The sequence below is a fragment of the Arthrobacter sp. MW3 TE3886 genome, assembly GCF_041262145.1.
GTDB lineage: Bacteria > Actinomycetota > Actinomycetes > Actinomycetales > Micrococcaceae > Arthrobacter.
Genome location: NZ_JBGCAN010000001.1, coordinates 1,068,791 through 1,093,143, shown reverse-complemented (window position 1 = coordinate 1,093,143; position 24,353 = coordinate 1,068,791). Strand labels below are relative to the sequence as shown.

The 24,353-nt window shown below is 67.0% G+C and carries 19 protein-coding genes and 1 pseudogene; 5 read left to right on the top strand and 15 right to left on the bottom strand.

Annotated features, from left to right (window positions below; translation table 11 throughout):
• Window positions 1-137 precede the first annotated feature (137 nt).
• Both ABH915_RS05065 and iolB read left to right on the top strand, forming a co-directional pair.
• A complete protein-coding gene (locus ABH915_RS05065) occupies window positions 138-878 on the top strand; it encodes a GntR family transcriptional regulator (protein ID WP_026538869.1) in 741 nt (246 codons plus the stop codon).
• 146 nt (window positions 879-1,024) lie between these two features.
• On the top strand, window positions 1,025-1,921 hold the full coding sequence (iolB, locus tag ABH915_RS05060) for a 5-deoxy-glucuronate isomerase (protein ID WP_370118470.1): 897 nt from the start codon (window positions 1,025-1,027) through the stop codon (window positions 1,919-1,921).
• Window positions 1,922-1,971: 50 nt separating this feature from the next.
• Here the strand turns inward: iolB and ABH915_RS05055 are convergent, their stop codons facing one another.
• Entirely contained in the window at window positions 1,972-3,213 is a 1,242-nt protein-coding gene (locus ABH915_RS05055; protein ID WP_370118467.1) for an MFS transporter, read from the bottom strand.
• Window positions 3,214-3,378: 165 nt separating this feature from the next.
• On the opposite strand from ABH915_RS05055, the gene ABH915_RS05050 reads away from it, so the two are divergent.
• On the top strand, window positions 3,379-3,828 hold the full coding sequence (locus ABH915_RS05050; protein WP_018776047.1) for a MarR family winged helix-turn-helix transcriptional regulator: 450 nt from the start codon (window positions 3,379-3,381) through the stop codon (window positions 3,826-3,828).
• Window positions 3,829-3,903: 75 nt separating this feature from the next.
• On the opposite strand, the gene ABH915_RS05045 is transcribed toward ABH915_RS05050, so the two are convergent.
• The 11 genes from ABH915_RS05045 to ABH915_RS04995 form a co-directional block, all read right to left on the bottom strand.
• On the bottom strand, window positions 3,904-5,406 hold the full coding sequence (locus ABH915_RS05045) for a sugar porter family MFS transporter (protein ID WP_370118463.1): 1,503 nt from the start codon (window positions 5,404-5,406) through the stop codon (window positions 3,904-3,906).
• A complete protein-coding gene (locus ABH915_RS05040) occupies window positions 5,403-6,278 on the bottom strand; it encodes a sugar phosphate isomerase/epimerase family protein (protein WP_370118460.1) in 876 nt (291 codons plus the stop codon). The genes ABH915_RS05045 and ABH915_RS05040 overlap by 4 nt, the downstream gene beginning before the upstream one ends.
• A gap of 86 nt (window positions 6,279-6,364) precedes the next feature.
• On the bottom strand, window positions 6,365-7,378 hold the full coding sequence (locus tag ABH915_RS05035) for a Gfo/Idh/MocA family protein (protein ID WP_370118457.1): 1,014 nt from the start codon (window positions 7,376-7,378) through the stop codon (window positions 6,365-6,367).
• Window positions 7,379-7,394: 16 nt separating this feature from the next.
• Window positions 7,395-8,306, bottom strand: a complete 912-nt coding sequence (locus ABH915_RS05030) for a sugar phosphate isomerase/epimerase family protein (protein WP_370118454.1) — start codon at window positions 8,304-8,306, stop codon at window positions 7,395-7,397.
• A 156-nt stretch (window positions 8,307-8,462) separates the two neighbouring features.
• Window positions 8,463-9,971 (bottom strand): CoA-acylating methylmalonate-semialdehyde dehydrogenase, encoded by a 1,509-nt coding sequence (locus ABH915_RS05025; protein WP_370118451.1) that lies wholly within the window; start codon window positions 9,969-9,971, stop codon window positions 8,463-8,465.
• Window positions 9,972-10,024: 53 nt separating this feature from the next.
• Window positions 10,025-11,953 (bottom strand): 3D-(3,5/4)-trihydroxycyclohexane-1,2-dione acylhydrolase (decyclizing), encoded by a 1,929-nt coding sequence (gene iolD, locus ABH915_RS05020; protein ID WP_370118448.1) that lies wholly within the window; start codon window positions 11,951-11,953, stop codon window positions 10,025-10,027.
• A gap of 39 nt (window positions 11,954-11,992) precedes the next feature.
• On the bottom strand, window positions 11,993-12,949 hold the full coding sequence (locus tag ABH915_RS05015; RefSeq protein ID WP_018776040.1) for a deoxyribose-phosphate aldolase: 957 nt from the start codon (window positions 12,947-12,949) through the stop codon (window positions 11,993-11,995).
• Window positions 12,946-13,947 (bottom strand): 5-dehydro-2-deoxygluconokinase, encoded by a 1,002-nt coding sequence (iolC, locus tag ABH915_RS05010; protein WP_370118444.1) that lies wholly within the window; start codon window positions 13,945-13,947, stop codon window positions 12,946-12,948. Before iolC ends, ABH915_RS05015 begins: the two co-directional genes overlap by 4 nt.
• 220 nt (window positions 13,948-14,167) lie before the next feature.
• Entirely contained in the window at window positions 14,168-14,572 is a 405-nt protein-coding gene (locus ABH915_RS05005; protein WP_026266873.1) for a tautomerase family protein, read from the bottom strand.
• A gap of 174 nt (window positions 14,573-14,746) precedes the next feature.
• On the bottom strand, window positions 14,747-16,027 hold the full coding sequence (locus ABH915_RS05000) for an alkaline phosphatase family protein (protein WP_370118440.1): 1,281 nt from the start codon (window positions 16,025-16,027) through the stop codon (window positions 14,747-14,749).
• On the bottom strand, window positions 16,024-17,667 hold the full coding sequence (locus ABH915_RS04995; protein WP_370118437.1) for an alkaline phosphatase: 1,644 nt from the start codon (window positions 17,665-17,667) through the stop codon (window positions 16,024-16,026). The genes ABH915_RS05000 and ABH915_RS04995 overlap by 4 nt, the downstream gene beginning before the upstream one ends.
• A gap of 214 nt (window positions 17,668-17,881) precedes the next feature.
• Here ABH915_RS04995 and ABH915_RS04990 point away from each other — a divergent pair, with 214 nt between their 5' ends.
• Both ABH915_RS04990 and ABH915_RS04985 read left to right on the top strand, forming a co-directional pair.
• The gene (locus ABH915_RS04990; RefSeq protein ID WP_018776035.1) at window positions 17,882-18,244 is read left to right on the top strand and encodes a helix-turn-helix transcriptional regulator; all 363 of its coding nucleotides are present in this window, start codon (window positions 17,882-17,884) and stop codon (window positions 18,242-18,244) included.
• Window positions 18,241-18,723, top strand: a complete 483-nt coding sequence (locus ABH915_RS04985) for an SRPBCC family protein (RefSeq protein WP_370118434.1) — start codon at window positions 18,241-18,243, stop codon at window positions 18,721-18,723. The genes ABH915_RS04990 and ABH915_RS04985 overlap by 4 nt, the downstream gene beginning before the upstream one ends.
• Before the next feature lie 105 nt (window positions 18,724-18,828).
• On the opposite strand, the pseudogene sucD reads toward ABH915_RS04985, so the two are convergent.
• From sucD to pcrA, 3 genes and pseudogenes are all read right to left on the bottom strand, one after another.
• Window positions 18,829-19,732: pseudogene (sucD, locus tag ABH915_RS04980) on the bottom strand (succinate--CoA ligase subunit alpha).
• 12 nt (window positions 19,733-19,744) lie between these two features.
• Window positions 19,745-20,914, bottom strand: a complete 1,170-nt coding sequence (sucC, locus tag ABH915_RS04975; protein ID WP_018776032.1) for an ADP-forming succinate--CoA ligase subunit beta — start codon at window positions 20,912-20,914, stop codon at window positions 19,745-19,747.
• Between the two features lie 406 nt (window positions 20,915-21,320).
• The gene (gene pcrA / locus ABH915_RS04970; RefSeq protein WP_370118430.1) at window positions 21,321-23,873 is read right to left on the bottom strand and encodes a DNA helicase PcrA; all 2,553 of its coding nucleotides are present in this window, start codon (window positions 23,871-23,873) and stop codon (window positions 21,321-21,323) included.
• Window positions 23,874-24,353 lie beyond the last annotated feature (480 nt).

Below are 24,353 nucleotides of genomic sequence, written 5' to 3'. Positions count from 1 at the left end.
GACAACACCCCTTGGCTCCCTTCGGCAGCCCTGCTACCATCAGAAAAAGGCAGTATGTCCTATCAAGCGAACATGCGCCTGACATACGCGGAAAGACCGGCACCTCGGCCACCGCGGAGCACAAGGGAGCACGCCCAGTGGCGAATCAACTGAATCTGCAGATCGACCGCTCGTCACCGATACCCCTGTACCACCAAGTGGTACAGGGCATCGAGGCCGCCATCCACACCGGGCTGCTGGAACCTGGCAGCCGGCTGGAAAATGAGATCGACCTGGCCGCCCAGCTCAACCTGTCCCGCCCCACGATGCGCAAGGCCATGGATGAGCTGGTCCGCTCCGGCCTCCTGGTCCGCAAGCGCGGCGTGGGCACCCAAGTGGTGTCCAGCCAGGTCCGCCGACCGCTGGAACTCTCGAGCCTCTATGACGACTTGAGCAACAACGGCAGCAAGCCCACCACCGATGTGCTGAGCTTCTCTCATGAGGAGGCGGACGCCTCGATCCGGAAGGCGCTCCAGCTTCCCGCCGGCGCCAAGGTCTACCACTTCACCAGGCTCCGGAAAGTGGGCGGCAAACCGCTGGCCCTGATGGAGAACTGGGTGCGCGACGACATCACCGCCCTTGACGAGGCAAGCCTTGCGTCGCAGGGCCTCTACGGCATCCTGCGCAACGGCGGCGTGAACTTCCGCCTCGCCTCACAGCGGATCGGCGCCATGATCGCCAACGACTACCAGGCACCGCTGCTCGAAACCACCCCGGGCTCCGCGCTCGTCACCATGGAGCGCACAGCCGTGGATGACACCGGGCGCATGGTGGAAACCGGCCACCACGTCTACCGGGCAGATTCTTACAGCTTTGAGATGACGCTGGTTCAACGATAGGCGTTCACACCACGGCATCAGCGGGCGTCCAGAACTAGGCGCCTCGCGCAAGGCGTCCACCGACGAGCGCTCACCAACGAGCGCCACCGGCTCCAACAACGCACACATGCGCGCCTCTCCGGCGCGACAACGAAAGGGCAGCTTCCATGGCCAACTGGGTCTATCCGCTCGGCACCGCAGCCGAAGGCAAGTGGGACATTTCCATTGGGACGTCCGATTCCGGGCTGGAGGTGGACGGGTGGGCACATACCGGGCTGAAGGTTGCCACGCTGGCGGCCGGCGGCGGCGTAGTGCTGGACGCCGCGGCGGAGGAACGCATCGTAATCCCGCTCAACGGTTCGTTCGTGGCGACCGTGGACGGGCAGGACTATCCCTTGGCCGGCCGGGACAGCGTCTTCAGCGGCCCCAGTGATGTGCTGTACACGGGAGCCGGCAGGGCGGTGGCCATCACCTCGGCCGCCGGCGGACGCGTGGCAGTCGCCACCGCCCCGGCCAAGGCCGCCTACCCGACCCGGCTCATCACGGCGGCCGAGACGCCGGTGGAGCTGCGCGGGGCGGGCAACTGCTCCCGCCAGGTCCACAACTTCGGCACCCCCGCCGCGCTGGAGGCGGACCGGTTCATCGTCTGCGAGGTCCTCACCCCGGGCGGCAACTGGTCCTCCTATCCCCCGCACAAGCACGATGAGGAAAAAGACGGCGAGACCAACCTCGAGGAGATCTACTACTTCGAAACCCGCGTGACGCCCGGGGCCCCGCAACGCCCGGGCGCCGACGACGCCATCGGCTACCAGCGCGTCTATGCCTCCGACGAGCGGCCCATCGATGTTGCGGCCGAGGTCCGGACCGGCGACGTCGTCCTGGTGCCGTACGGCTGGCACGGGCCCGCCATGGCCGCCCCCGGTTACGACTTGTACTACCTCAACGTCATGGCCGGCCCGGGCCCCGTCCGCGACTGGCTCATCAGCGACGACCCGCACCATGGCTGGATCCGCCAGACCTGGGAGGGCCAGGACCTGGACCCGCGGCTGCCGTTCGGCCGGTAGGCCGGTAGGCCGGCTGCCGTTCGGCCGGTAGGCCGGCTGCCGTTCGGCCGCTAGGCCGGCTGCAGCTCAGACTCGCTGTCCTTCTCGGGGCTGTCGACGTCGGCCGGCCGGCCGGCGTCGTGCTTCTTCGCAGCAGCTGCGGCGAACGCCATCACCACCAGGCCCAGCAGGGTGATCCCGGCACCGGCCCAGATCGGCGAGGTGTAACCCAGGCCCGCGGTGATCGTGACGCCGCCCATCCACGCCCCCAGGGCGTTGCCGACGTTGAAGGCGCCGATGTTGGCGCCGGAGGCCAGGGTGGGAGCGCTGCTGGCGTACTTCATGACGCGCATCTGCAGCCCCGGAACGGTGGCGAAGCCGAAGCCGCCCAGCAGCACCATGGAGGCGATGGTCACCGGCTGGTTGCCCGCGGTCAGGGCGAAGAGCACGAGCACCAGCACCAGGATGGCGAGGACCACCACCAGGGTGCGGTCCACATTCTTGTCCGCAGCCTTGCCGCCGAGGGTATTGCCGATGAAGAGCCCGACGCCGAAGAGGATCAGCAGCCACGGGACCGTGGTGGCGGAGAAACCGGTGACCTCGGTGAGGGTGAAGGCGATGTAGGTGAAGGCGCCGAACATGCCGCCGTAGCCGAGGATGGTCACGAGGATGGAGAGCCAGACCTGCCCGGACCGGAAGGCGCGGAGTTCGCCGCGCAGCCCGCCAGAGGCAGAGCCAGCGGCAGAACGACCGTCAGATTCGCCTGATCCCGTCTTCGGCACAAGGGCCAGAATGCCGGCCAGGGCGAGGACACCGATCACCGTGATGGCCCAGAATGTGGAGCGCCAGCCCGCAGCTTGACCCAGCATGGTGCCGAACGGGACGCCCAGCACATTTGCCGCCGTCAGGCCGGTGAACATGATCGCGATCGCGCCGGCTTTCTTGTTGGGCGCCACCATGCTGGCGGCCACCACGGCGCCGATGCCGAAGAACGCGCCGTGCGACAGAGCGGCAATGATGCGGCCGATCATTATGACCGGGTAATCCGGCGCGAGCGCCGAGACGAGGTTGCCGGCGATGAAGAGCACCATCAGCACGGCCAGCACGGGCTTGCGTTCGAAGCGAGTCACGGCCGCGGTGAGGCCCAGCGCCCCGACCACGACGGCGAGCGCGTAGCCGGAGATGAGCCAGCCCGCGGTGGCCTCGGTGACGTGGAAGTCTGCGGCCACTTGCGGCAGCAGGCCCATGATGACGAACTCGGTGAGTCCGATGCCGAACCCGCCGAGGGCGAGGGCTATCAGGCCAACAGGCATGGAGGTGCTCCTTACAAAGCTGTACGGGATGGGGGTATGGCGCGTAAGCTAGTAGTTGCAGACGCGTTATTTATTGTTGCACAAGCAGATACAGCGCGCAAGCAACTATTATTTAATGTGCCCGTCACCACCCCGCCGGGCACGCGAGTTGAAGGGAAACACCTGATGGGCATCAAGGACGACGCCGTCGAGGTCCGGGCGCAAGGCTGGCGGACCCTGGCGGCCCTGCACGGGCTGATCGAGGCCGAGCTGGAGCGTTCCCTGCAGGCCGAGGCCCAGCTCTCCGTCGTGGAGTACACCGTGCTGGATGCGCTGAGCCGGCAGGACGGCTGGCACATGCGGATGCAGCAGCTGGCCCGCGCCACGGCGCTGAGCGCCAGCGCCACCACGCGCCTGGTCAACCGGCTCGAGGACCGCGGGCTGCTGACCCGGATCCTCTGCGCGGATGACCGCCGCGGGATCTACACCGAGCTCACGCCCAGCGGCATCGCACTGCTCGAGCAGACCCGGCCGGTTCACGACGCCACGCTGGAGCGGGCGCTGGCCGAGGCCCAGGAAGTCCCCGAACTGGCACCGCTGGTTGACGCCCTCCCCCGGCTGCATGCCGGAGTCTGAGGCCACAACGGAAAAGCGCTAACGCACGAAAGCCCCGCCCGATGACGTCGCGGGCGGGGCTTTGTGGTGGAACGACTAAGCGTTGACAGGCTGCTTGACGGCCGCCTGTTTGAAGAAGTGTTCCAGGTCCTCCAGGCTCTTTCCCTGGGTCTCCGGAACCACGCGCTTCACCCAGACGATGGCTGCCAGCTGGATCGCGACGAAGATGAAGAACGTCACCGAGACGCCAATCCAGGACACCATCTGCGGGAAGAAGAACCCGATCAGGAAGTTGATCATCCAGAGCACGAAGACACAGATGCCCATGCCGATGCCGCGGACGTGCAGCGGGAAAATTTCGGCCATCGTCAGCCACGTCACCGTGCCAATGCAGGACTGCATCGAGGCCAGGAACGTCACCATGAATAGCAAAACGAGATAGCCGCGGAGGGTGCCCTCCGGGATGAGCATGGAGATGACGCCGATGGCCAGCAGGGACGCCGCCGTGCCGGTCAGGCCGGCGATCAGCATGGACTTGCGCGGCAGCCGCGACATGAGGGACATCCCGACGACGACGGCGACCACCGAGGTGACACCGTTGACGACGTTGGCAATGAGGGCGCCCTGGTCGCCGAAGCCCGAGCTGGAGAGGATGGACGTGCCGTAGTACATGATGGCGTTGACGCCGCTGATCTGGTTGATCACGGCCATGCCGAGTCCGACGACGAAGATGCGGCGGATCCACGGAACCGTGAGGTCGCGGAAGGTGCCGAGCTTGGATTGGTAGTCTTCCCGCGCGGCCTGCCGGACTTCGTCGAACTCGGCGGAAATATCCTCCGTGGCGCGTGTCCGGCGCAGCACCTCAAGGACTTCACCGAAGCGGCCGGCCGACGCCAGCCAGCGTGGGCTTTCAGGCAGCAGCAGCATGCCGAACCACAGGACGACGGCCGGCAGCGTGGCAATGACGAGCATCCACCGCCAGACGTGGGAGGCCTCCGGGAAGGCGTTGCCCAGCACGGCGTTAAACGTGAAGGCCAGAAACTGTCCCGTGACAATCATGAGCTCGTTCTGCGTCACGATTCGTCCGCGCTGGGCTGCCGGGGACATCTCCGCGAGGTAGACCGGAACGATCACCGATGCCCCGCCGACGGCGAGGCCCAGCAGGGTGCGGGAGGCTATGAGCATCTCGGTGCTCGGCGAGACGGAGCAGGCGATGGTGGCCACGGCAAAGATCAGCGCGAGCCCCATAATGGTCCTGCGCCGGCCGAAACGGTCCGAGAGCCGGCCCGCCGAGATGGCGCCGAACGCCGCGCCGAAGAGCAGGGTGGAGGTCACGAGCCCCTCGGTCAGCGGGGTGAGGCCGAGGTCCCGCTGCATGAACGGCAGGGCGCCGTTGATGACGCCGGTGTCATAGCCGAAGAGGAGGCCGCCAAACGTGGAGAAGAACGCCACGCGCCGCATGAAACCCTTGGGATTCGAGGCGCCGGCGGTTCGGGCCGCGGTTTCCCCGGCCGTGGGTACCCGGGCCGCGGCTTCCCGGGCCGTGGAGTCGGCCTCGGACGGAGCTGAGCTGGTCAGTGTGCCGTCAGGCTTCGTCATAGGCTCGCCTTCTCGATGCGCTGCGTCATGGTCTCCAGCTGGTAGCGGGAGACCTCCGCGGCGTTGTCGTCCTCGGCGAATACGCTCGAGACCATCACCGTGTCGTCGCGGTCCAGGAAACCGATTTCCTTCAGGCCGCCGAAGAACTCGTCCCAGTTGACGTCGCCGTCGCCGATCTTCAGGTGCTGGTGCACGCGGACGGGGTTGCCGGGCGGGTTGGTGATGTAGCGCAGGCCGTGTGAGGCGTGGTGGTCCATGGTGTCGGCGACATGGACCAGGCGCAGCTTGTCCCCCGCGGCCCGCATGATCTCCAGAGGGGCGTTCTTCATGTGGAAGCTGTGCGAGGCCACATAAACCAGGCCCACGTTATTCGAGTTCAGCCCGCGGATCACCCGGATCGCGGCCAGGCCCTCCTCAACGAAGTCATCCGGGTGCGGATCGATCAGCAGGTCGATCCCCTCCCGCTCGATGATGGGGAGCAGCTCCTCCATGGAGCGGTAGAAGGCCCGTTCGGATTCCTCGGCCTTCTCCGGCCGGCCGCTGAACTCGGTGTTCATGGTGCCTACGCCCAGGTCCACGGTGATCTGGATGGCGCGCTTCCAGTAGCGGACGGCGGCCTCGCGGGCGTCCTCGTCCGGCCCGGACCAGCGCAGCACGGGCAGCACCGAGGCGATTTCGATCCCGGCATCCTTGCAGGCCGCCTTCAGCTGGCCCACCAGTGCGTCGTCGGCCTTCGGGTGGTTGTAGAAGGGGATGAAATCGGCGTGCGGGGTCATCTGCATGTACTTGTAGCCGAGGTCGGCCACCACGCGCGGGAACTCCAAAAGTCCGTGGCTGTGGTGGAACGGCGTGGGGTCAAGGGCGATTTTCACGTTGAACACTCCATTGTGGATCTGGTGGGCGTGCGGGCGGCCGGCGCCCCGAACTTGTCAGGAGGGGGCGCCGGCCGGCAGGGTCCCTAGCGGTAGAGGGCGGGCTTGGCGTTGAGCTTCACGGCGACCTTTTCGCCGTTCTTCTGCGCCTCGACGCCGGCCTCGCAGCAGGCGGCCGTGGCGTAGCCGTCCCAGGCGGTGGGGCCGCCGATCTCACCGCGCAGGGCCGCGTCCACCCAGGACTGGATTTCGACGTCGTACGCTGCCCCGAAACGCTCCTCGAAGCCGGGGGTGACGTTGCCGCCCCAGTGGCCATTGCTGCGGGTGTAGGGGCCCTTGTCCCCGCCGATGCTGACGATGCCGTCCTCGAAGGAGGCCTGGGTGGCCACTTCGTAGCCGAACTTGGCGTTGACGTAGATCTCGACGTCGGCCAGCACGCCGGACTCGGTCTCGATCAGGACGTGCTGCGGGTCGTGCTGCCCGGCCGGGGCGTTCCGCGTGGCTTTACCGAGGCGGACCTGGACCGAGGTGATTTCCTCGCCGGTGAAGTACCGGATGGCGTCGAACTCGTGGACCACGGAGTCGTTGATCAGCATCTCGTTGGTGAAGCCCGGCGGGGTGGTGGGGTTCCGGTGCTGGTGGTGGAGCATGAGCAGCTCGCCGAGTTCGGAGTCGCGGATGATGTTGCCCAGGGCGGCGTATTCGGCGTCGAAGCGGCGCATGAAGCCGACCTGGATGCGCTTGTGGCCGAGCTTTTCTTCGGCTTCGACGATCTTCCAGGAGGATTCGGCATCCGGGGTGAGCGGCTTCTCGCAGAGGATCGGGATGTCCTTGGCGATCGCCTTGAGCAGGATGTCCTCGTGCAGGAAGCCGGGAGTGGCGATCAGCACGGCGTTCACGTCGCCGTTGTTGAGGGCTTCCTCGGCGTCGGCCAGGGCGACGGCGCCGGGGATGCCCTCGATGGCGGCCTGGGCGCGGGCGAGGTCGACGTCGACGACGGCGGCCACTTCGGCGCCGTGGATGCGGGTGTTGAGCCGCTGGATGTGGTCTGCGCCCATACGGCCGGCGCCGATGACAGCTACGCGGAGGGTCTTGGTCATGATCTTGTCCTCAGTTCTAGTTGACGGCGGTGCGGGAGCCGCAGGAGAGCAGGTAGTTCCGGGTGCGCTTGGCGATCGGCATCGGGACGTCGAAGGCCACCGGGTACATGTCCTGTTCCACAATGCCAAAGATCGGCCGGTTGAGCGCCTCCACGGCTTCGATGACGGCGCGCAGGTCCGGCAGGCCGTTTGGCGGTTCGGTCATGACGCCGGCCAGGTTGGCGGCCGCCCAGGTCATGTTTTCCTCGTTGACCTTTTTGAGGATGTCCGGGTTGATCTGCTTGAGGTGCAGGTAGCCGATCCGGTCCGGGTAGTTCTTGATCAGGTCGAGGCTGGAGGCGCCGCAGTATTCGGCGTGGCCGGTGTCCAGGCAGAGGTTGAGGTACTGGGCGTCCGTGGCGGCGAGGAGAGTCTCGATGTCCGCCTGGGCGCCGACATGGGAGTCGGCGTGCGAGTGGAACTGCTGCTTCAGGCCGAAGTCCTCCAGCAGGGTCTTGCCCAGGCGGTTGTGGCCCGTGAAGAGGTCACTCCAGGCCTTTTCGGTGAGCGTGCCGCTTTCCACGGCCTCGCCGGTGACGTCGTCTCGCCACATGGCCGGGATGACCACGATGTGTTCCCCGCCCATCGCGGCGGTGAGTTCGGCAACCTTGCGGGCAGGTTCCCACGCGGTTTCCCACTGGTCCAGGCCGCGGTGAAAGGCGGTGAACACGGTGCCGGCCGAGATCTGCAGGTCACGCTGCTTGAGCTCTTCGGCGAGGCGGGCCGGGTCGGTGGGGAGGTAGCCGTAGGGGCCCAGCTCGATCCACTTGTAGCCGGATTCGGCCACTTCGTCCAGGAAGCGTTCCCACGGGGTCTGCTGCGGGTCATCCGGGAACCAGACGCCCCAGGAGTCCGGCGCGGTGCCGATGATCAGCTTGTTCTCTGTCATTTCCATTCCTTCTCATCGATTGCTCCGCAGGTGCCCTTTTGGACGCTCAAAACGGCGGTTGCGGAGCAGTCGATCGTGGTTGTTGGGTGCCGGTGGGTGGGCCCACGCCGCCAGGGTTCCCTGGCCGAGCTTGCGAGGCGAGGGTGCCGGTGGGGACTAGTTGGACGGGAAGTTGTAGGAGGCTCCTGAGGCGTGCGTGGGTTCGGGCCAGCGGGAGGTGACCACCTTGCCGCGGGTGTAGAAGGAGACGCCTTCGGGGCCGTAGATGTGCTTGTCGCCGAACAGCGAGGCCTTCCAGCCGCCGAAGGAGTGGTAGGCCACCGGCACGGGCAGCGGCACGTTGATGCCGATCATGCCCACCGTGACGCTGCGCTGGAACTTCCGGGCCGCGGCGCCGGAGGAGGTGAAGATGGCGGTGCCGTTGCCGTAGGGGTTGGAGTTGATCAGGGCGATGCCGGCGTCGAGGTCCTCCACCCGGACCACAACCAGGACGGGGCCGAAGATTTCCTCGGTGTAGGCGGTCATTTCGGTCTTGACGTGGTCCAGGACGGTGGGGCCGACCCAGAACCCGTCCTCGTGGCCGGGGACCACGAGGTCGCGGCCGTCCACCACCATGGCGGCGCCGGCGGTTTCGGCCTCGGTGACGATCTTCACGATGCGTTCCTTCGACGCCGGCGTGATGACCGGGCCCATTTCGGCGTCGGGCACGGTGCCGTTGTTGACCTTGACGGCCAGGGCACGCTCCTCGACCTTTTTGACCAGCAGGTCGGCGGCTTCGCCGACGGCGACGGCGACGGAGATGGCCATGCAGCGTTCCCCGGCGGAGCCGAAGGCGGCGGCGGCGAGGTGGTCGGCGGCGTTGTCGAGGTCGGCGTCGGGCAGGATGATCGCGTGGTTCTTCGCCCCGCCCAAGGCCTGGACGCGCTTGCCGTGCGCGGTGGCGGTCTCGTGAACGTACCGGGCGATCGGGGTGGAACCGACGAAGGAGATGCCGTCCACGTCCGGGTGGGTCAGGAGTCCGTCGACCGTTTCCTTGTCGCCGTGCAGGACCTGGAAGACGCCGTCGGGCAGCCCGGCCTGCTTCCACAGCTTGGCGAGCAGCATCGAGGCGGAGGGGTCGCGCTCGGAGGGCTTGAGAATGAAGGCGTTGCCGGTGGCGATCGCCATCGGCGCCATCCACAGCGGCACCATGACCGGGAAGTTGAACGGCGTGATGCCGGCGACCACGCCGAGCGGCTCGCGGAAGGAGAACACGTCAATGCCGGTGGAGACCTGGTCCGAGTAGTCGCCCTTGAGCAGCTGCGGGATGCCGCAGGCGAACTCGATGACCTCGAGGCCGCGGCCGATCTCGCCCTTCGCGTCGGAGAGGACCTTGCCGTGTTCGGCCGTGATCAGCTCGGCAAGCTCGTCGATGTGGGAGGCGACGAGTTCGCGGAACTTGAACAGCACGGCGGTGCGCTTGGCCAGGGAAATGTCGCCCCAGGTGTCGGCGGCGGCGCGGGCGGCGGCGACCGTGGCGTCCAGGTCCTCCCGGTTGGCCAGCCGCAGCTCTGCGGAGACGGCGCCGGTGGCGGGGTTGTAGACGGGCTGGGTGCGGGTGCCGACGCCTGCGGTTTCGGCGCCGTTGATGAAGTGGCTGATGGTCGAGACGGTCGTCGTTGACATGGTGATGGACTTCCTTGGTCTGTGGCTTGTTCGTTTGCTGGTGATGAAGGGGGTCAGCCGAGCAGCTTGCGCTGGCGGCTCTTGTGGTCGGCGTAGGTCTGGAAGGCCTGCTTCGTGGAGTCGAGCTCGGAGACCTGGGAGACCGGAACGTCCCACCACGACTCGGAGCTGGGGGCATCCAGCAGCGGGTCGGATTCAACGTGGATGACGATCGGGCCGCCGCGTTCGGGGGCAGCCTTGGCGTCGCGGATGGCCTGCTCGAGCTCGGCGATGACCTTCTCCCCCGGTTCGATCCGGATCACCTTCACGCCGAGGCTTTCGGCGTTCAGGGCCAGGTCGACCGGGAGCCGGTCGCCGTCGTCGAAGCTGTGGTGCTCCTCATCCAGGGCCCGGTACTGGGTGCCGAAGCGCTGCGAGCCGAGGGACTCGGAGAGCGAGCCGATCGAGGCGTAGCCGTGGTTCTGGATCAGGACCACGATCAGCTTGATCCGCTCGGCGACGGCGGTGACGAGTTCGGTGTGCATCATCAGGTAGGAGCCGTCCCCCACCATCACGACGACGTCGCGCTGCGCCCCGCCCTTCGCGGCTTCGGCGAGGGCGGCCCGCTTGACGCCGAGGCCGCCGGGGATTTCGTAGCCCATGCAGGAGTAGGCGTATTCGACGTGGTAGCCGAACGGATCCCGGACGCGCCACATCTTGTGCAGGTCACCGGGCAGGGACCCGGCGGCGCAGATGACGACGTCCTGGGCGTCCATGGCGCGGCTGGTGGCACCGATGATTTCGTTCTGCGCCGGCAGCGGGGTGAAGCGCGTGTCGAAGGCCGCGTCCACCGTGGCGTTCCAGCGGGTCTTCTCGTTCGCGATCCGCTGCTCGAGGTCCGCGCCGATCCGGTAGCCGCCGAGGGCCTGGTTCAGCTTGACCAGGGCCTTGCGGGCGTCCGCCACGATCGGCAGTGAAGTGCCGTGCTTGTAGGCGTCGATGGCGGCGACGTTGATGTTGATGAATTTCACGTCCGGGTTCTGGAACGCGGTCCGGGACGCGGTGGTGAAGTCCTCGTAGCGGGTGCCGATGCCGATGATGAGGTCCGCCCCGGCGGCGATGGCGTTGGCCGCCGTCGTGCCTGTTGAGCCGATCGCGCCGAGCGAGAACTTGTGGTCCCACGGCAGCACGCCGACGCCCGCCTGGGTGTTGCCCACCGGGATCCCGGTGAGCTCGACGAACTTCGCGAGTTCCTCGTTGGCGTAGGCGTAGAGCACGCCGCCGCCGGCTATGATCAGCGGGCGCTTGGCGGCGCGGATCGCCTCGGCGGCGCGGCGGATGTCCTCGTCGTCGGCGTCGGGACGGCGGATCCGCCACTCGCGCTCGGCGAGGAACTCCTCGGGCACGTCGAAGGCCTCGGCCTGGACGTCCTGGGGCAGCGAGATCGTGACCGCGCCGGTCTCGGCCGGGTCGGTCAGGACCCGCAGGCCGTGGTGGAACGCGGAGAACAGCTGCTCGGGCCGGGAGACCCGGTCGAAGAACTTGGACAGCGGCCGGAAAGCGTCGTTGACGGTGATGTCGTAGGCTTCCGGGCGTTCGAGCTGCTGCAGCACCGGGTCGGCGGCGCGGGTGGCGAAGGTGTCGCTGGGCAGCAGCAGCACGGGGAGCCGGTTGGTGGTGGCCAGCGCCGCGCCGGTGAGCAGGTTCGAGGAACCCGGGCCGATCGAGGTGCTGATCGCGAAGGTCTGGCGGCGCCGGGTGTGCCGGGCATAGCCGACGGCCTGGTGCGCCTGGGCCTGTTCGTTGCGGCCCTGGTAGTACGGCATGATCGTCGGATCGAGCTGCTGGTACTGCTTCAGGGCCTGGCCGACGCCGGCAACGTTGCCGTGGCCGAAGATGCCGAACGTGCCCGGAATCAGGCGTTCCCGGAAGTCCTGGCCGCCGATCGAATCGACGGTGTACTGCTTGGACAGGTATTCGACGACGGCCTGGGCGACGGTCATTCTGCGTGTTCCTGATGCAGTGCTCATTCCCATGGGAAACTACTCCGATACTTCTGTGGTGCGGGTGGATTCTGAGGCGGCGTGGTGCAGCAGCGACGCGGCGGTCGCCACGGCGCCGGCGACGTCGCCGTCCTGCGGGTAGAGCAGGGTCCGGCCGACGGTGAGGCCCTGGACGCCCGGCAGGGCCAGGGCGGCCTGCCAGCTGGCGAACACCTCGTCCTGGCCGGCGTCCGGGTCTCCGCCGAGGAGCACGGTGGGCATGGTGGTGGACGCCATGACGCGTTCCATCTCGGCCACGACGGGCAGCTTCATCCAGGTGTAGGCGCTGCTCGCGCCGAGGCCTTCGGCGATGGCGACTGACTTGATGACGGCGTTGGTGGAGAGGTCGTTGCGGACCTTGCCGTTCTCGCGGACGGAGAGGAACGGTTCCACCATGGCGATCAGCCTGCGCTCGGCGAGGGAATCGATCGCCCGCGCGGTTGCTTCGAGGGTCACCACCGTGTCCGGGTCGCCGAGGCAGATGCGGGTGAGCATCTTTCCGCCGTCGGCGCCCAGGGCCTCGAGCGCGGCCGCGGTGTGGCCGGTGAAGCGGTCATCGAATTCGTTCACGAGGCCGGAGAGGCCGCCGCGGTTCATGGAGCCGAAGAGCAGCTTGCCCTCGAGCGCGCCGAGCAGGAGCAGATCGTCCATGATGTCCGGCGAGGCGAGGACGCCGTCGACGTCCGGGTTGGCCAGCGCGATCTGCAGGCGGTCCAGGAGCTGGCGGCGGTCGGCCATGGCCACGGGATCATTCCCGACGGCGAGCGCGCCGCGGGCCGGGTGGTCGGCGGCCACAATGAAGTTCTGCCGGTGGGCCCGGACACCGGGGTGGCGGCGCCGTGCCTTGGCGGCGCGGGCGATCGCTTCCGGGTCTTCGAGCCGGATAATGCTCAGGTGCTCGTAGCGGCGGGGATCATCGTTCACCGCACGGGCGGCGACGGCTGGGTTTGCACTCACAGTGCTGCTCCTTCGGTGGCGTAGGTACCCGGCAGCAGGCGGCCGCGTTCGGCGAGCAGGCCCGTGACTTCGTCCGGCGTCGGCATCGCGTCCGCGCAGGACAGGCGGGACGCGACGAGGGCGCCGGCGGCGTTGGCGAAGTCGAGGACCTGGGCGAGCGGCCAGCCCGAGAGCAGGCCGTGGCAGAAGGCCCCGCCGAACGAGTCGCCGGCACCGAGGCCGTTGACGGTTTCCACGGGCACCGGGGCGGAGACCACACGCTCGGTGCGGGTCTTGGCCATGACCCCTTCCGGGCCCAGCTTCACGACGGCGATTTCGACGCCGGCGGCAAGCAGCCGGTCCGCCTGTTCGTCCGGGGTGCCCTCGCCGACGGCGACGGCGCATTCCTTGTCATTGCCGATCGCCACGGTGACGTGCGGCAGGATCTTGGCGACCTGCTCCCGGGCTTCCTCCTCGGAGGCCCAGAACATCGGCCGGTAGTCGAGGTCCAGAATGGTGAACTGGCCGGGCTTCAGCCCGGTGCGGGGCCGCGCCTCGTGGGCCTTGAGGTGCGCGGCGCGGCTCGGCTCCTGGCAGAGACCGGTGACGGTGGACCAGAAGATGCCCGCGTCCCTGATGGCGCCCAGGTCCAACTCCTCGGCCTTGATCTGCAGATCCGGGGCCGTGGGGAAGCGTCCGTAGAAGTAGAGCGGAAAGTCCTCCGGCGGCTTGATCGCGCAGAACGTGACCGCGGTGGGCCATTCCTTGACCGGGGTGACGAAGGAGTCGTCCACGTTGAACTTGCGCAGTTCGCGGTGCAGGTATTTGCCGAAGGCGTCGTCGCCGGTGCGGGTGATGACGGCGGTGCGGCGGCCGTGGCGGGCAGCGGCGACCGCCACGTTGGACGGTGATCCGCCAAGGTACTTTCCGAAGGACGTGACATCCTCCAGATCCACCCCGATGTCATTCGGGTAGATATCAACGCTGATGCGCCCGATCGTGAGCAGTTCGTGGGTCACGGTGATCGCGGACCTTTCTGGTGTGAACTCGGTACCTTTGCGCAGCCTGAGCTTCGGTGCTTAGGGGGCCGGCGTGAGCCGGGCCACAACCACTACTTTGCCTCAGAATCCATGTACTGTCAAAGGTTTGTACTGACATATTTACAACATGACACAGGAGCACCAAATGCCGCCCCGCGCGGGTGTCGCTGCGGCGCAAGCGCCGGAACCACCCCGGTAGTTACTTGGCGGGAATGCCGAGCTCACCCGTTATGTACTGGGCCTGGCCAAAACCGAAGGACCAGTCCCCCGCCGTGTTCTCGACATATCCGATAAAGACGTCCTCGCCGGCGACCCCCGCGGCGGCCAGCTTGTCCGCAATGGCGGCAAACAGGGACTGCTTGGCGGGCTGGCTGCGCCCGGCCTGGGTGAAAATCTGGATCATCACCACGTCCGGCGTCCGCTCGAAGCCGAGCCCGGCATCCTGGGCGACAATCTGCCCCGCGGGATGCTCGGTCAGCACGTGGAAGTAGTCCCGCTCCGGGATGCCGTATTCGGCCACGATGGCGGCATGGATTCCCTGGCTGAGCCCGCGGAGCTGCTCCGGGGTGCGGCCTTGATTGACGTCGATTCGCACGAGAGGCACTCGCATCTCCTTCAGTAGTTTGTCCTGACATACTAACAAACTAAATTTAGGCGGTGCAAGGATTTTCCGCGTGGACACAGCAGCGCGGGGTCACCTGGCGCCCATCCCGGGGTTCGGGACGGCGCCAGGTGACCCCGCGCTGGGGTATTGCGCTTGCCGGAGCGGCAGGCCGGACTAGCCGGTAAAAGCAGAACTCCGGGCCGTGCCGTCGTAGCCGCCGGCGGGCGGTTTCAGCCCGTAAATTCCGCCGATGGTCGGTGCGACGTCCACTGTCCTGGCGGCCTCGGAGGACACAACACTCTTGGCCACCAGCGGGCTGCCTCCGGAGACGAAGAACGGAATCGGCTCCGTGGCCGGGTGTCCGTGGTTGCCCGGGATGGGGTTAGAGGCAACGTAGGGGTCGGAGAAACGCCAGCCCGCGCGGCAGTAGGCCACCAGGTCGCCGGCTTCGGCCCCCAGGCGCAGCTCCCCCGGCCTGTTCACCGAGAACACCCCCTCATGGGCGCCGACCAACTGTTCGACGGCGGCCAGTCCGGCCGCACGGTCGGCGTCGGCGCCGGTCCAGTAGAGCAGGTCCGCCCCGCCGTTCTGGGCGATTTTGACGTTGGACTGCAGTTCCGGACGGGACTGGAGGATCAGGTCGATGGAAATGACATTGCTCGGGACCGACCAGTCCATCGAGTGGTCGGCCAGCACCATCACTACGCTGGAGTCCCATTTACCGGCGCTCTTGAGGTGGTCGATAAAGCGCCCCACCTGCACGTCGGTGTCCGCGAGGGCAGTTTCACGTGCTGCCCGCAGCGTGGTTCCCGAAAGGTCGGAGTGGCCGACGCGGTCAATGTCACCCAAGTTAGTGAAAACGAAGTCGGGGTCGGGCCCGCTCACCATCGCCAGAAGGGCGTCCATTGTGGCGGCGTCCGGCGCGTGTCCGGTTACCGGAAGCACTGGCTGGGGTTCCCAGCGGTAGCTGGCCCGGGCACCGAAGACGCCGTACAGGTACTTCTTGCTGAGCACCGACCCGGTGGTAAGCCCGCGTTCCTGCAGCCGCTCCAAGAGAGTCGGGAAGTGCAGGTCGGTAGAGCGGTCGAGGTCTCGGACCACGCCTTCGGCGCGGTCGAAGATGGCGTTGGCCGGAACTCCCGAGCGGTCCGGGCGGACCCCGGTCATCATCATGACATGGTTGGGTATGGTCTCCATGACCGGCAGGGAGCGTGCCGCCGGGAAATTGCACCCTGCGGCCCGCAGAGCGGCGAGCCTCGGCGTCAGGGCGGGTGTGATCTCGTCCGGGCGGCAGCCGTCCACCACGAGTACGTAGCTCCTGGTCCGGACTGCGGCAGGGGCGGCCCAGGTGGTGCCCGGCGCTGCGGAAAGGACGACGGCGGCACCGCCGGCGGCGGCGAGTTGCAGGAACTGCCGGCGGCCCGGTGTCAGGCGGTAAGTGGCGGAGCGACTCACTGAAGGCCTCCTTGCATCCGAGTGACTTTGCCGGAGGTGGACTGCACTTGGAATGACGTGGATCGCGCGGCCTGGGACCCCGGGTCCGTTCGCTCCGCGAGGACGTACCAGTCCATCCGGACGCCGGCGGGCGTCACCTCGAGGACTGAGAAGCCGTGCGAGTCGAAGTCCAGATACTTCACGTGCGGGTTGGCTGCCTTGATGGCGTTCTCAACGCCGACGGATCCGGTCCGGGGCGGAACGTTGAGGATGTCATCGAGGTTGTCGCTCGTGACGGAGGTGCAGACCAGTTCCGCGGCCACGGAATCGCCGGTGGCCGGGTAGCTGGCCGGATCCGCGGGGATGTCGCAGGCCCAGCCGGAATGGATGTCGCCGGTGAGGAACACGGTGTCCTTGACGGCGTTGTCGCGCAGGTGGCGGACCACGCGGTTGCGGTCGGCCTCGTAACCGTCCCACTGGTCCACGTTGTAGGGCACGCCATTGATGCTTGTCCCGCCCATCAGCTTCTGCACACCAGCCAATTCAGCGGTGCTCAGGGTCGAGGGAACCCGGACCGGGGCAATCATGACGGGGTTGCCGACGAGCTTCCATTGCGGACCATCGGACTTAAGGTTGCCCAGCAGCCAGTCCATCTGGGCGGTGCCGGTGATGGTGCGGGCGGGGTTGCTGATTGAGGAGTCCGCGCCGCTGGCCGCCTGCTGGTCACGGTAGGAGCGCAGGTCAAGCATGGCCAGGCTAGCCAGCGAGCCGAACTCCAGGCGGCGGTAGATTTGGCCACCGGGCTCGTAGCGGACGGGCATCCACTCGGCGTAGGCCTGGTGCGCGGCGGCGAAGCGCTCGCTCCAGGCGCCTTCGACGCCTGGAGTGTGGTTTTCGGCGCCGCCCTGCCAGGCGTCGTTGGCCGATTCGTGGTCGTCCCAGGTAACGATAAACGGGGCCGCAGCGTGCAGGGCCTGGAGGTCCGGGTCGGTCTTGTACTGGGCGTGGCGTCGGCGGTAGTGCTCCAGGCGGGTCATCTCGACGGCCGGCTCGTGCGGCCGGACCACGACGTCGCGGGCCTGGTAGTCGCCGGGTGCGTATTCGTAGAGGTAGTCACCCAGGTGGAGGACGGCGTCGAGGTCGCCGCGCGCGGCCAGATGGCGGTAGGAGGAGAAGTAGCCAGCCTGCCAGTTCGCGCAGGAAACCACCCCGAATGTCAGCCGGTCCACCGCTGCCCCCGCGGCCGGCGCGGTTCGCGTGCGGCCCACGGGTGAGGTCTCCTGCCCCAGGGTGAACCGATACCAGTAGTTCGTGGCGGGCAACAGCCGGCCCGCAACGACCTTGACGGTATGGTCGCGGGCCGGGCCGGTGGAGGCAGTACCGCTGGCAGCTACTTTCGTAAACGCTTGATCGGCGGATATCTCCCAGCGGACAGAGACGTCCGGACCGGAACCGCTGCCGGGGAGCGATTCCGGGGTGGGCGTGACGCGGGTCCACAGCAGCACGCTGCCCGGCATGGGATCTCCTGACGCGATCCCGTGGCCAAAGAGGCCGATTGGGGAGGCTGAAAATGCGTTCTCGGAGGTGCTGGCGGCCATGGCCCCGGCAACGGCGGCGACCCCCGCTGAACGCAATACTTGACGACGAGAAAAGGTAGTCATGCGTTCCAGTATGTCCACGCCCGGCCGGCCAAAAATCGATTTTTGCGCCCCATTGGCCGGACGTTCGCCGAGAGTTCACCGCGGCGCGGTGCCCCCTTTCGCCACGGGAGCGATACCGTCCTTGCCTTGCCGCGGGTCCCGTCTTATCCTTAAACAATCAAATGGTTGATCAATCTATGGATTGATTAGCCGAGCGACGAGGAGGTCCCACCCCATGGATTCCAGCGACGACGGTGAGCTCGACGCGGCCTTCCTGGCCCTCGCCGATCCGGTCCGCCGCCGCATCATTGCCCGGCTCAGCCGGGGCCCGGCTACCGTCAACGAACTGGCGGAGCCCTTCGCGATCACCAAGCAGGCGGTCTCGAAACACATCCAGGTCCTCGAGCAGGCGCAACTTGTCACGCGCACCCGTGACGCCCAGCGCCGGCCCGTGCACCTGAACCCTGCACGGCTGGAAGCGCTCACTGCCTGGATCGACCAGTACCGGCTGGTCCGCGAGGGGCAATTCCGCAGCCTTGACGCCGTGCTTGAAATCCGCGCCGCCCAGAGCGGCACTCAGGCAAAGGATGCATCATGAGCAACGCACTGAAACTGACAGTCCCCGAAGGGCTGCCCTTCATCGACTTTGAGCGCGACTTCGACTTTCCCGTTTCCGAGGTCTTCAGGGCGCACAAGGACCCCGAGCTCGTCGCCCAGTGGCTCGGTCCGCGGCGGATGACCATGGCCATTGACCACTACGACTTCCGGACCGGCGGCAGCTACCGTTACACCCACACCGCACCGGACGGCAGCGCGTATGTCTTCAGCGGCGTCTTCCACACTGTCCGCGAGAACGACTTCGCCATCCAAACCTTCGAATTCGACGGCTACCCGGATGTGGTGAGCATTGAGTTCCTGACCTTCGAAGATCTCGGCGGCGGCCGTTGCCGCCTCCGCGCCCGGGCGGTCTACCCCAGCATGGAGGCTCGCGATGGCATGGCGCAGTCCGGAATGGAGGGCGGCATGATCGAAGCCTACGAGCGGCTCGAGGAAGTCATCAGCGGGGCCAAGGTCTAGGACGCAGCCTTAAACAAGCAACGCGGGGTCACTCCGCGCCCATCCCACCGAGTGGAATGGGCCGTGAGTGACCCCGCGTTGCTGTGGTGCTGTGGTGCTTCGGACCTAGAGGGTCGCGAAGACTTCGCGCAGGAGCTTGGCGGTCTCGGACGGGGTCTTGCCGACCTTGACGCCGGCAGCCTCGAGGGCTTCCTTCTTGGCCTGGGCGGTGCCCGCGGAACCCGAGACGATGGCGCCTGCGTGGCCCATGGTCTTGCCTTCCGGAGCGGTGAAGCCGGCCACGTAGCCGACAACCGGCTTCGTGACGTGGGCCTTGATGTAGTCCGCGGCACGCTCTTCGGCGTCGCCACCGATTTCGCCGATCATGACGATCGCCTTGGTCTCCGGGTCGGCCTCGAAGGCTTCGAGGGCGTCGATGTGCGTGGTGCCGATGACCGGGTCGCCGCCGATGCCGATGGCGGTGGAGAAGCCGAGGTCGCGCAGCTCGTACATCATCTGGTAGGTCAGGGTGCCCGACTTGGAGACCAGGCCGATGGGGCCCTTGCCCGTGATGTTGGCCGGGGTGATGCCGACGAGGGCCTCACCCGGGGTGATGATGCCGGGGCAGTTCGGTCCGATGATGCGCGTGACCTGCTTGCCGTTGGCGTCAACCTTGGACTGGGCCAGTGCCCAGAACTCAGCGGAGTCCTGGACCGGCACGCCTTCGGTGATGACGACAACCAGGCCGATGCCGGCCTCGATGGCTTCAACGACGGCGTCCTTGGTGAAGGCCGGCGGTACGAAGACGATGGAAACGTCAGCGCCGGTCTCGGCCATGGCTTCCTTGACGGTGCCGAAAACGGTGATCTCGGTGTCGCCGTGCAGGACCGTGGTGCCGGCCTTGCGGGCGTTGACGCCCGCCAACAACGTTGGTGCCGGCCTTGAGCATCAGGGCGGTGTGCTTGGTGCCTTCGCCGCCGGTGATGCCCTGGACGATGACTTTGGAGTCCTTGTTCAGATAAATAGACATAGTCGAGTCCTTCTACTTCGCTGCGTTGGCGAGCTCGGCAGCCTTGTCGGCGCCCTCGTCCATGGTGGCGGCCAGGGTAACCAGCGGGTGGTTGGCCTCGGCCAGGATGCGGCGGCCTTCCTCAACGTTGTTGCCGTCGAGGCGGACGACCAGCGGCTTGTTCGCGGAGTGGCCCAACTCGGCCAGTGCACCGACGATGCCCTTGGCGACGGCGTCACAGGCGGTGATGCCGCCGAAGACGTTGACGAAGACGGACTTGACCTGCGGGTCGCCCAGGATGACGTCGAGGCCCGCTGCCATGACCTCGGCGGACGCTCCGCCGCCGATGTCCAGGAAGTTGGCGGGCTTGACGTTGCCGTGGTTCTCGCCGGCGTAGGCAACGACGTCGAGGGTGGACATGACCAGGCCGGCACCGTTACCGATGATGCCGACTTCGCCGTCCAGCTTGACGTAGTTGAGGTCCTGCGCCTTGGCCTTGGCCTCGAGCGGGTCAGCAGCGTCCTTGTCTTCAAGGTGAGCGTGCTTGGGGTGGCGGAAGTCGGCGTTCTCGTCGAGGGAGACCTTGCCGTCGAGGGCAACGATGTCGCCGGCGCCGGTCAGGACCAGCGGGTTGACCTCCACGAGGGTGGCGTCTTCCTTCTTGAAAACGTCCCAGAGCTTCAGGATTACGCTGGCGACCTTGCCACGCAGTTCCTCGGCGAAGCCTGCAGCGGCGACGATTTCGTCGGCCTTGGCCTGGTCGATGCCCACGGCCGGGTCGATCGAGATCTTGGCCAGGGCTTCGGGGCGCTCAACGGCGAGCTGCTCGATTTCCATGCCGCCTTCAACCGAGCACATGGCCAGGTAGTTGCGGTTGGCCCGATCCAGAAGGACGGAGAAGTAGTATTCCTCGGCGATGTCTGCGCCCTGGGCGATCATCACCCGGTGGACGGTGTGGCCCTTGATGTCCATCCCGAGGATGTTGGTGGAGTGTTCAAACGCTTCGTCAGCGGTCTTCGCGACCTTGACGCCGCCGGCCTTGCCGCGGCCTCCGGCCTTGACCTGCGCCTTTACGACAGTTACGCCGCCGATTTTCTCGGCAGCTGCCTTTGCTTCTTCAGGGGTGTGCGCCACGATGCCAGCAAGCACGGGTACACCGTGCGCCTCGAACATATCGCGCGCCTGATATTCAAACAGGTCCACGGTTTAGTGTCCTTCTACGTCGAAGTAGTTTCTGTACAGCCGGACCCCACGTACTCGCGGTTACCGGGCTGCGGAATAAACGCACCCTGCGACAAGCTTGGAAACGAGCCACACGGCGCAATGCTCCTTTGGGAACTCTAGTCCTTCGATCGGACCAGCCCGTTCCAGAGTACCGGTTATGTGAGTAAGGACACTATTCTATGGAGCGTAGAAAAACCGCTAGATTACGGGGTTTTTGGGGTGTTCGACGGCGCTCCGAAGGCCGGCGCGGCCCTGCCAGACGCGCGTTCGTAACGTACGGCGAACGCCCGTGCATCCGGCAGCGTGGGGTGCCGGCGGACCGGTCTCCGGGTTCCGCTCCCGGCTCCCGCCAGGTCTTCGGCCGAACGTCCAGCTGTGCGGTCAGCTAGGCGTCCAGCTTGGTCAGCGGCGCATAGCGCAGCAGCAGCCGCTTCTCGCCGACGTCGAACTTGACCTTGGCGACCGTCTTGTCCCCGGCACCCTCGACCGCCAGGACGGTCCCGTTGCCGAAGCTGGTGTGGTTGACCTTGTCCCCGACGCTGACGGCGACGACTTCCTTCTGCGGCTGGACCCTGTTCTTGGCCACGGCGGCGGGAACATCGGCGTTGAATCCGGCGGACGGGCTGGCCGCGGCACCGCGGGCGGTTCCGGCACCCCAGAACGATCCGCCGTAGCGGCTGGACCCGATCCCGGCACCGCTCCCCCAGCCTCCGCTCTGGCGGCTGGCGCCCTCCCGCTTCCACTCGACAAGCTCGGCCGGGATCTCCTCAATGAACTGGCTCGCGGGGTTGTACTGGCTCTGGCCCCACATGCTGCGGACTTCGGAGCGGGTCAGGTACAGCCGCTTGCGGGCGCGGGTCAGGCCGACGTAGGCCAGCCGGCGTTCCTCGGCCAGTTCCTTGGGATCCGTGGCGGAGCGCTGGTGCGGGAACAGCCCGTGTTCCATGCCGGTGAGGAACACCACCGGGAATTCCAGGCCCTTGGCGGTGTGCAGCGTCATGAGGGTGACGACGCCGAGCCGCTTGGCTTCTGCGACGGCGGCGGCTGTGTCTTGGGCGTCACCGCCGGGGGCGTCCGGGATCTGGTCGGCGTCGGCCACGAGGGAGACCTGCTCCAGGAAGGCGCCGAGCGAGCCTTCGGGGTTGTCCCGTTCGTATTCCCGGACGACGGCGACCAGTTCGGCGAGGTTCTCCACCCTGGACTCGTCCTGCGGGTCGGTGCTGGACCGCAGCCCGGCAAGGTAGCCGGTCTGTTCGAGCACGGCTTCGAGGGCCGCGGCGGCGCCGGAGCCGGAAGCGACCTCGGCGAGGTCGTCGAGGAGTTTCACGAAGCCCAGCACGGCGTTGACCGACCGGGTCGCCATGCCCGGGGCCTCGTCGGCGCGCCTCGCGGCGGCCATGAACGAGGTGCGCTCACGCTCGGCGAGGGCGGCGACGGCACCCTCGGCACGGTCACCGATCCCGCGCTTGGGTTCGTTGAGGATGCGGCGGAGGTTGACGTCGTCGTCCGGGTTGACCAGGACGCGCAAGTAGGCGAGGGCGTCCTTGATCTCCTTGCGCTCGTAGAAGCGGGTGCCGCCGACCACCTTGTAGGGCAGCCCCACGCGGACCAGGACGTCCTCGATCGAGCGGGACTGGGCGTTGGTGCGGTAGAAAATGGCGACGTCGCCGGGGCGCAGATCGCCCTCGTCCTGGAGCCGGTCGATTTCCTTCGCGATGAACTGGGCCTCGTCGTGTTCGTTCTCGCCGACGTAGCCGACGATCTTCTCGCCGTCGCCCTCGGCCGTCCAGAGCCGTTTCTCCGGCCGGTTGGGGTTGCGGGAGATCACCGAGTTGGCGGCGCTGAGGATGGTCTGGGTGGAGCGGTAGTTCTGCTCGAGCTTGATGGTGCGGGCGTCCGGGTAGTCCTTCTCGAACTCCACGATGTTGCGGATGTCCGCGCCGCGGAAGGCGTAGATGGACTGGTCTGAATCGCCGACGACGGTGAGCTCGGCGGCGTCGGGGCCTTCGCCGACGATCTCGCGCACCAGGGCGTACTGGGCGTGGTTGGTGTCCTGGTATTCGTCCACGAGGACGTGCCGGAAGCGGCGCCGGTAGGAGTCGGCGAGCGCCGGGAAGGCCCGGAACATGTAGACGGTCTCGGCGATCAGGTCATCGAAGTCCATGGCGTTGGCCTGGCGCAGCCGCTGGGTGTAGCCCTTGAAGACCTCGGCGACGGCCTGCTCGAAGGGGTCGTTGTAGTTGGCGCTGGAGGAGTAGCTGTCGGCGTCGATCAGCTCGTTCTTGAGCGCGGAAATCTTGTGCTGGATGGCCTTGGGCGCGAAGCGCTTGGGGTCGAGGTCCAGGTTCTTGGCGACAAGGGTGATCAGGCGCAGCGAGTCGGCGGAGTCGTAGATCGAGAAGTTGGAGTTCAGCCCGACGTTCTTGGCCTCGCGGCGCAGGATCCGGACGCAGGAGGAGTGGAAGGTGGAGATCCACATGGTCTTGGCCCGGCCGCCGACCAGCGCCTCGATCCGTTCCCGCATTTCGGCCGCGGCCTTGTTGGTGAAGGTGATGGCCAGGATCTCGCCGTGGTGCGCCCGCCTCGTGGCGATCAGGTAGGCGATCCGGTTACTGAGCACACGGGTTTTGCCCGAGCCGGCCCCGGCCACAATCAGCAGGGCGCTGCCGGCGTGCTTGACTGCTTCTTCCTGCTGGGGGTTCAGCCCCTCGAGGAGTTCGCCGGCGTTCGGAAGCTGCGGGCGGTCCCAGCCGCCGTCGGGCCCGTCGCCGTGTGCGCTTCCGCTGTGCGGGGCGCCGTGCGGGCCTCCGTGCGGAGCGAAATCCGGCCCTGAATCCAGGCCCGCCAGACCGGACCCGGCCCGCGCTTTAGTGCCTGCCGCCGCCTTGGAGGCAGCTTGGAAGGGTCCGTCGGCGTAAGGGTCAAACAACATATCCATGGTGTATCTAAGTCTAGGCGGTGGCGCTGACAGCCGTGTCCGCCCTCCGGGACATGCCCTCCCCTGCCCGCGCCCAGTGGACATAATCCCCTTGTGCCCACTCCTGGCCGCGAAGAATGGACATGCCCCGCGGAAGCTGCCCTGGAGAAGACCCGGGTTGTTCTGAAGACCGCCGAGGTTGTTCTGAAGAATGGGCATGTCCCACGGACACGGCCGCGCGGAACGAGCATGCCCTCCGCCACCCGTGGCCAATGGACATACTCCCCTTGTGCCCAGTCCTAGCCGCGAAGAATGAGCATGCCCCACGGAAGCAGCCCTGGAGAAGACCCGGGTTGTTCTGAAGACCGCCGAGGTTGTTCTGAAGAAGGGGCATGTCCCACGGACACGGCCCAGCGGAACGAGCATGTCCTCCGCTACCCGTGGCCAATGGACATACTCCCCTTGTGCCCAGTCCTAGCCGCGAACAATGAGCATGTCCCA

What these genes read in the sequence shown, in the direction of transcription:
- ABH915_RS05050 (WP_018776047.1), top strand. Translation starts at nt 3,379, where the DNA reads ATGGGCATCAAGGACGACGCCGTCGAGGTCCGGGCGCAAGGCTGGCGG.
- ABH915_RS04985 (WP_370118434.1), top strand. Translation starts at nt 18,241, where the DNA reads ATGAGCAACGCACTGAAACTGACAGTCCCCGAAGGGCTGCCCTTCATC.
- ABH915_RS04995 (WP_370118437.1), bottom strand. Translation starts at nt 17,667, where the DNA reads ATGACTACCTTTTCTCGTCGTCAAGTATTGCGTTCAGCGGGGGTCGCC.
- pcrA (WP_370118430.1), bottom strand. Translation starts at nt 23,873, where the DNA reads ATGGATATGTTGTTTGACCCTTACGCCGACGGACCCTTCCAAGCTGCC.
- ABH915_RS05045 (WP_370118463.1), bottom strand. Translation starts at nt 5,406, where the DNA reads ATGACGAAGCCTGACGGCACACTGACCAGCTCAGCTCCGTCCGAGGCC.
- ABH915_RS05025 (WP_370118451.1), bottom strand. Translation starts at nt 9,971, where the DNA reads ATGTCAACGACGACCGTCTCGACCATCAGCCACTTCATCAACGGCGCC.
- ABH915_RS05035 (WP_370118457.1), bottom strand. Translation starts at nt 7,378, where the DNA reads ATGACCAAGACCCTCCGCGTAGCTGTCATCGGCGCCGGCCGTATGGGC.
- iolB (WP_370118470.1), top strand. Translation starts at nt 1,025, where the DNA reads ATGGCCAACTGGGTCTATCCGCTCGGCACCGCAGCCGAAGGCAAGTGG.
- ABH915_RS04990 (WP_018776035.1), top strand. Translation starts at nt 17,882, where the DNA reads ATGGATTCCAGCGACGACGGTGAGCTCGACGCGGCCTTCCTGGCCCTC.
- ABH915_RS05055 (WP_370118467.1), bottom strand. Translation starts at nt 3,213, where the DNA reads ATGCCTGTTGGCCTGATAGCCCTCGCCCTCGGCGGGTTCGGCATCGGA.
- iolD (WP_370118448.1), bottom strand. Translation starts at nt 11,953, where the DNA reads ATGACCGTCGCCCAGGCCGTCGTCGAATACCTGTCCAAGCAGTACACC.
- ABH915_RS05030 (WP_370118454.1), bottom strand. Translation starts at nt 8,306, where the DNA reads ATGACAGAGAACAAGCTGATCATCGGCACCGCGCCGGACTCCTGGGGC.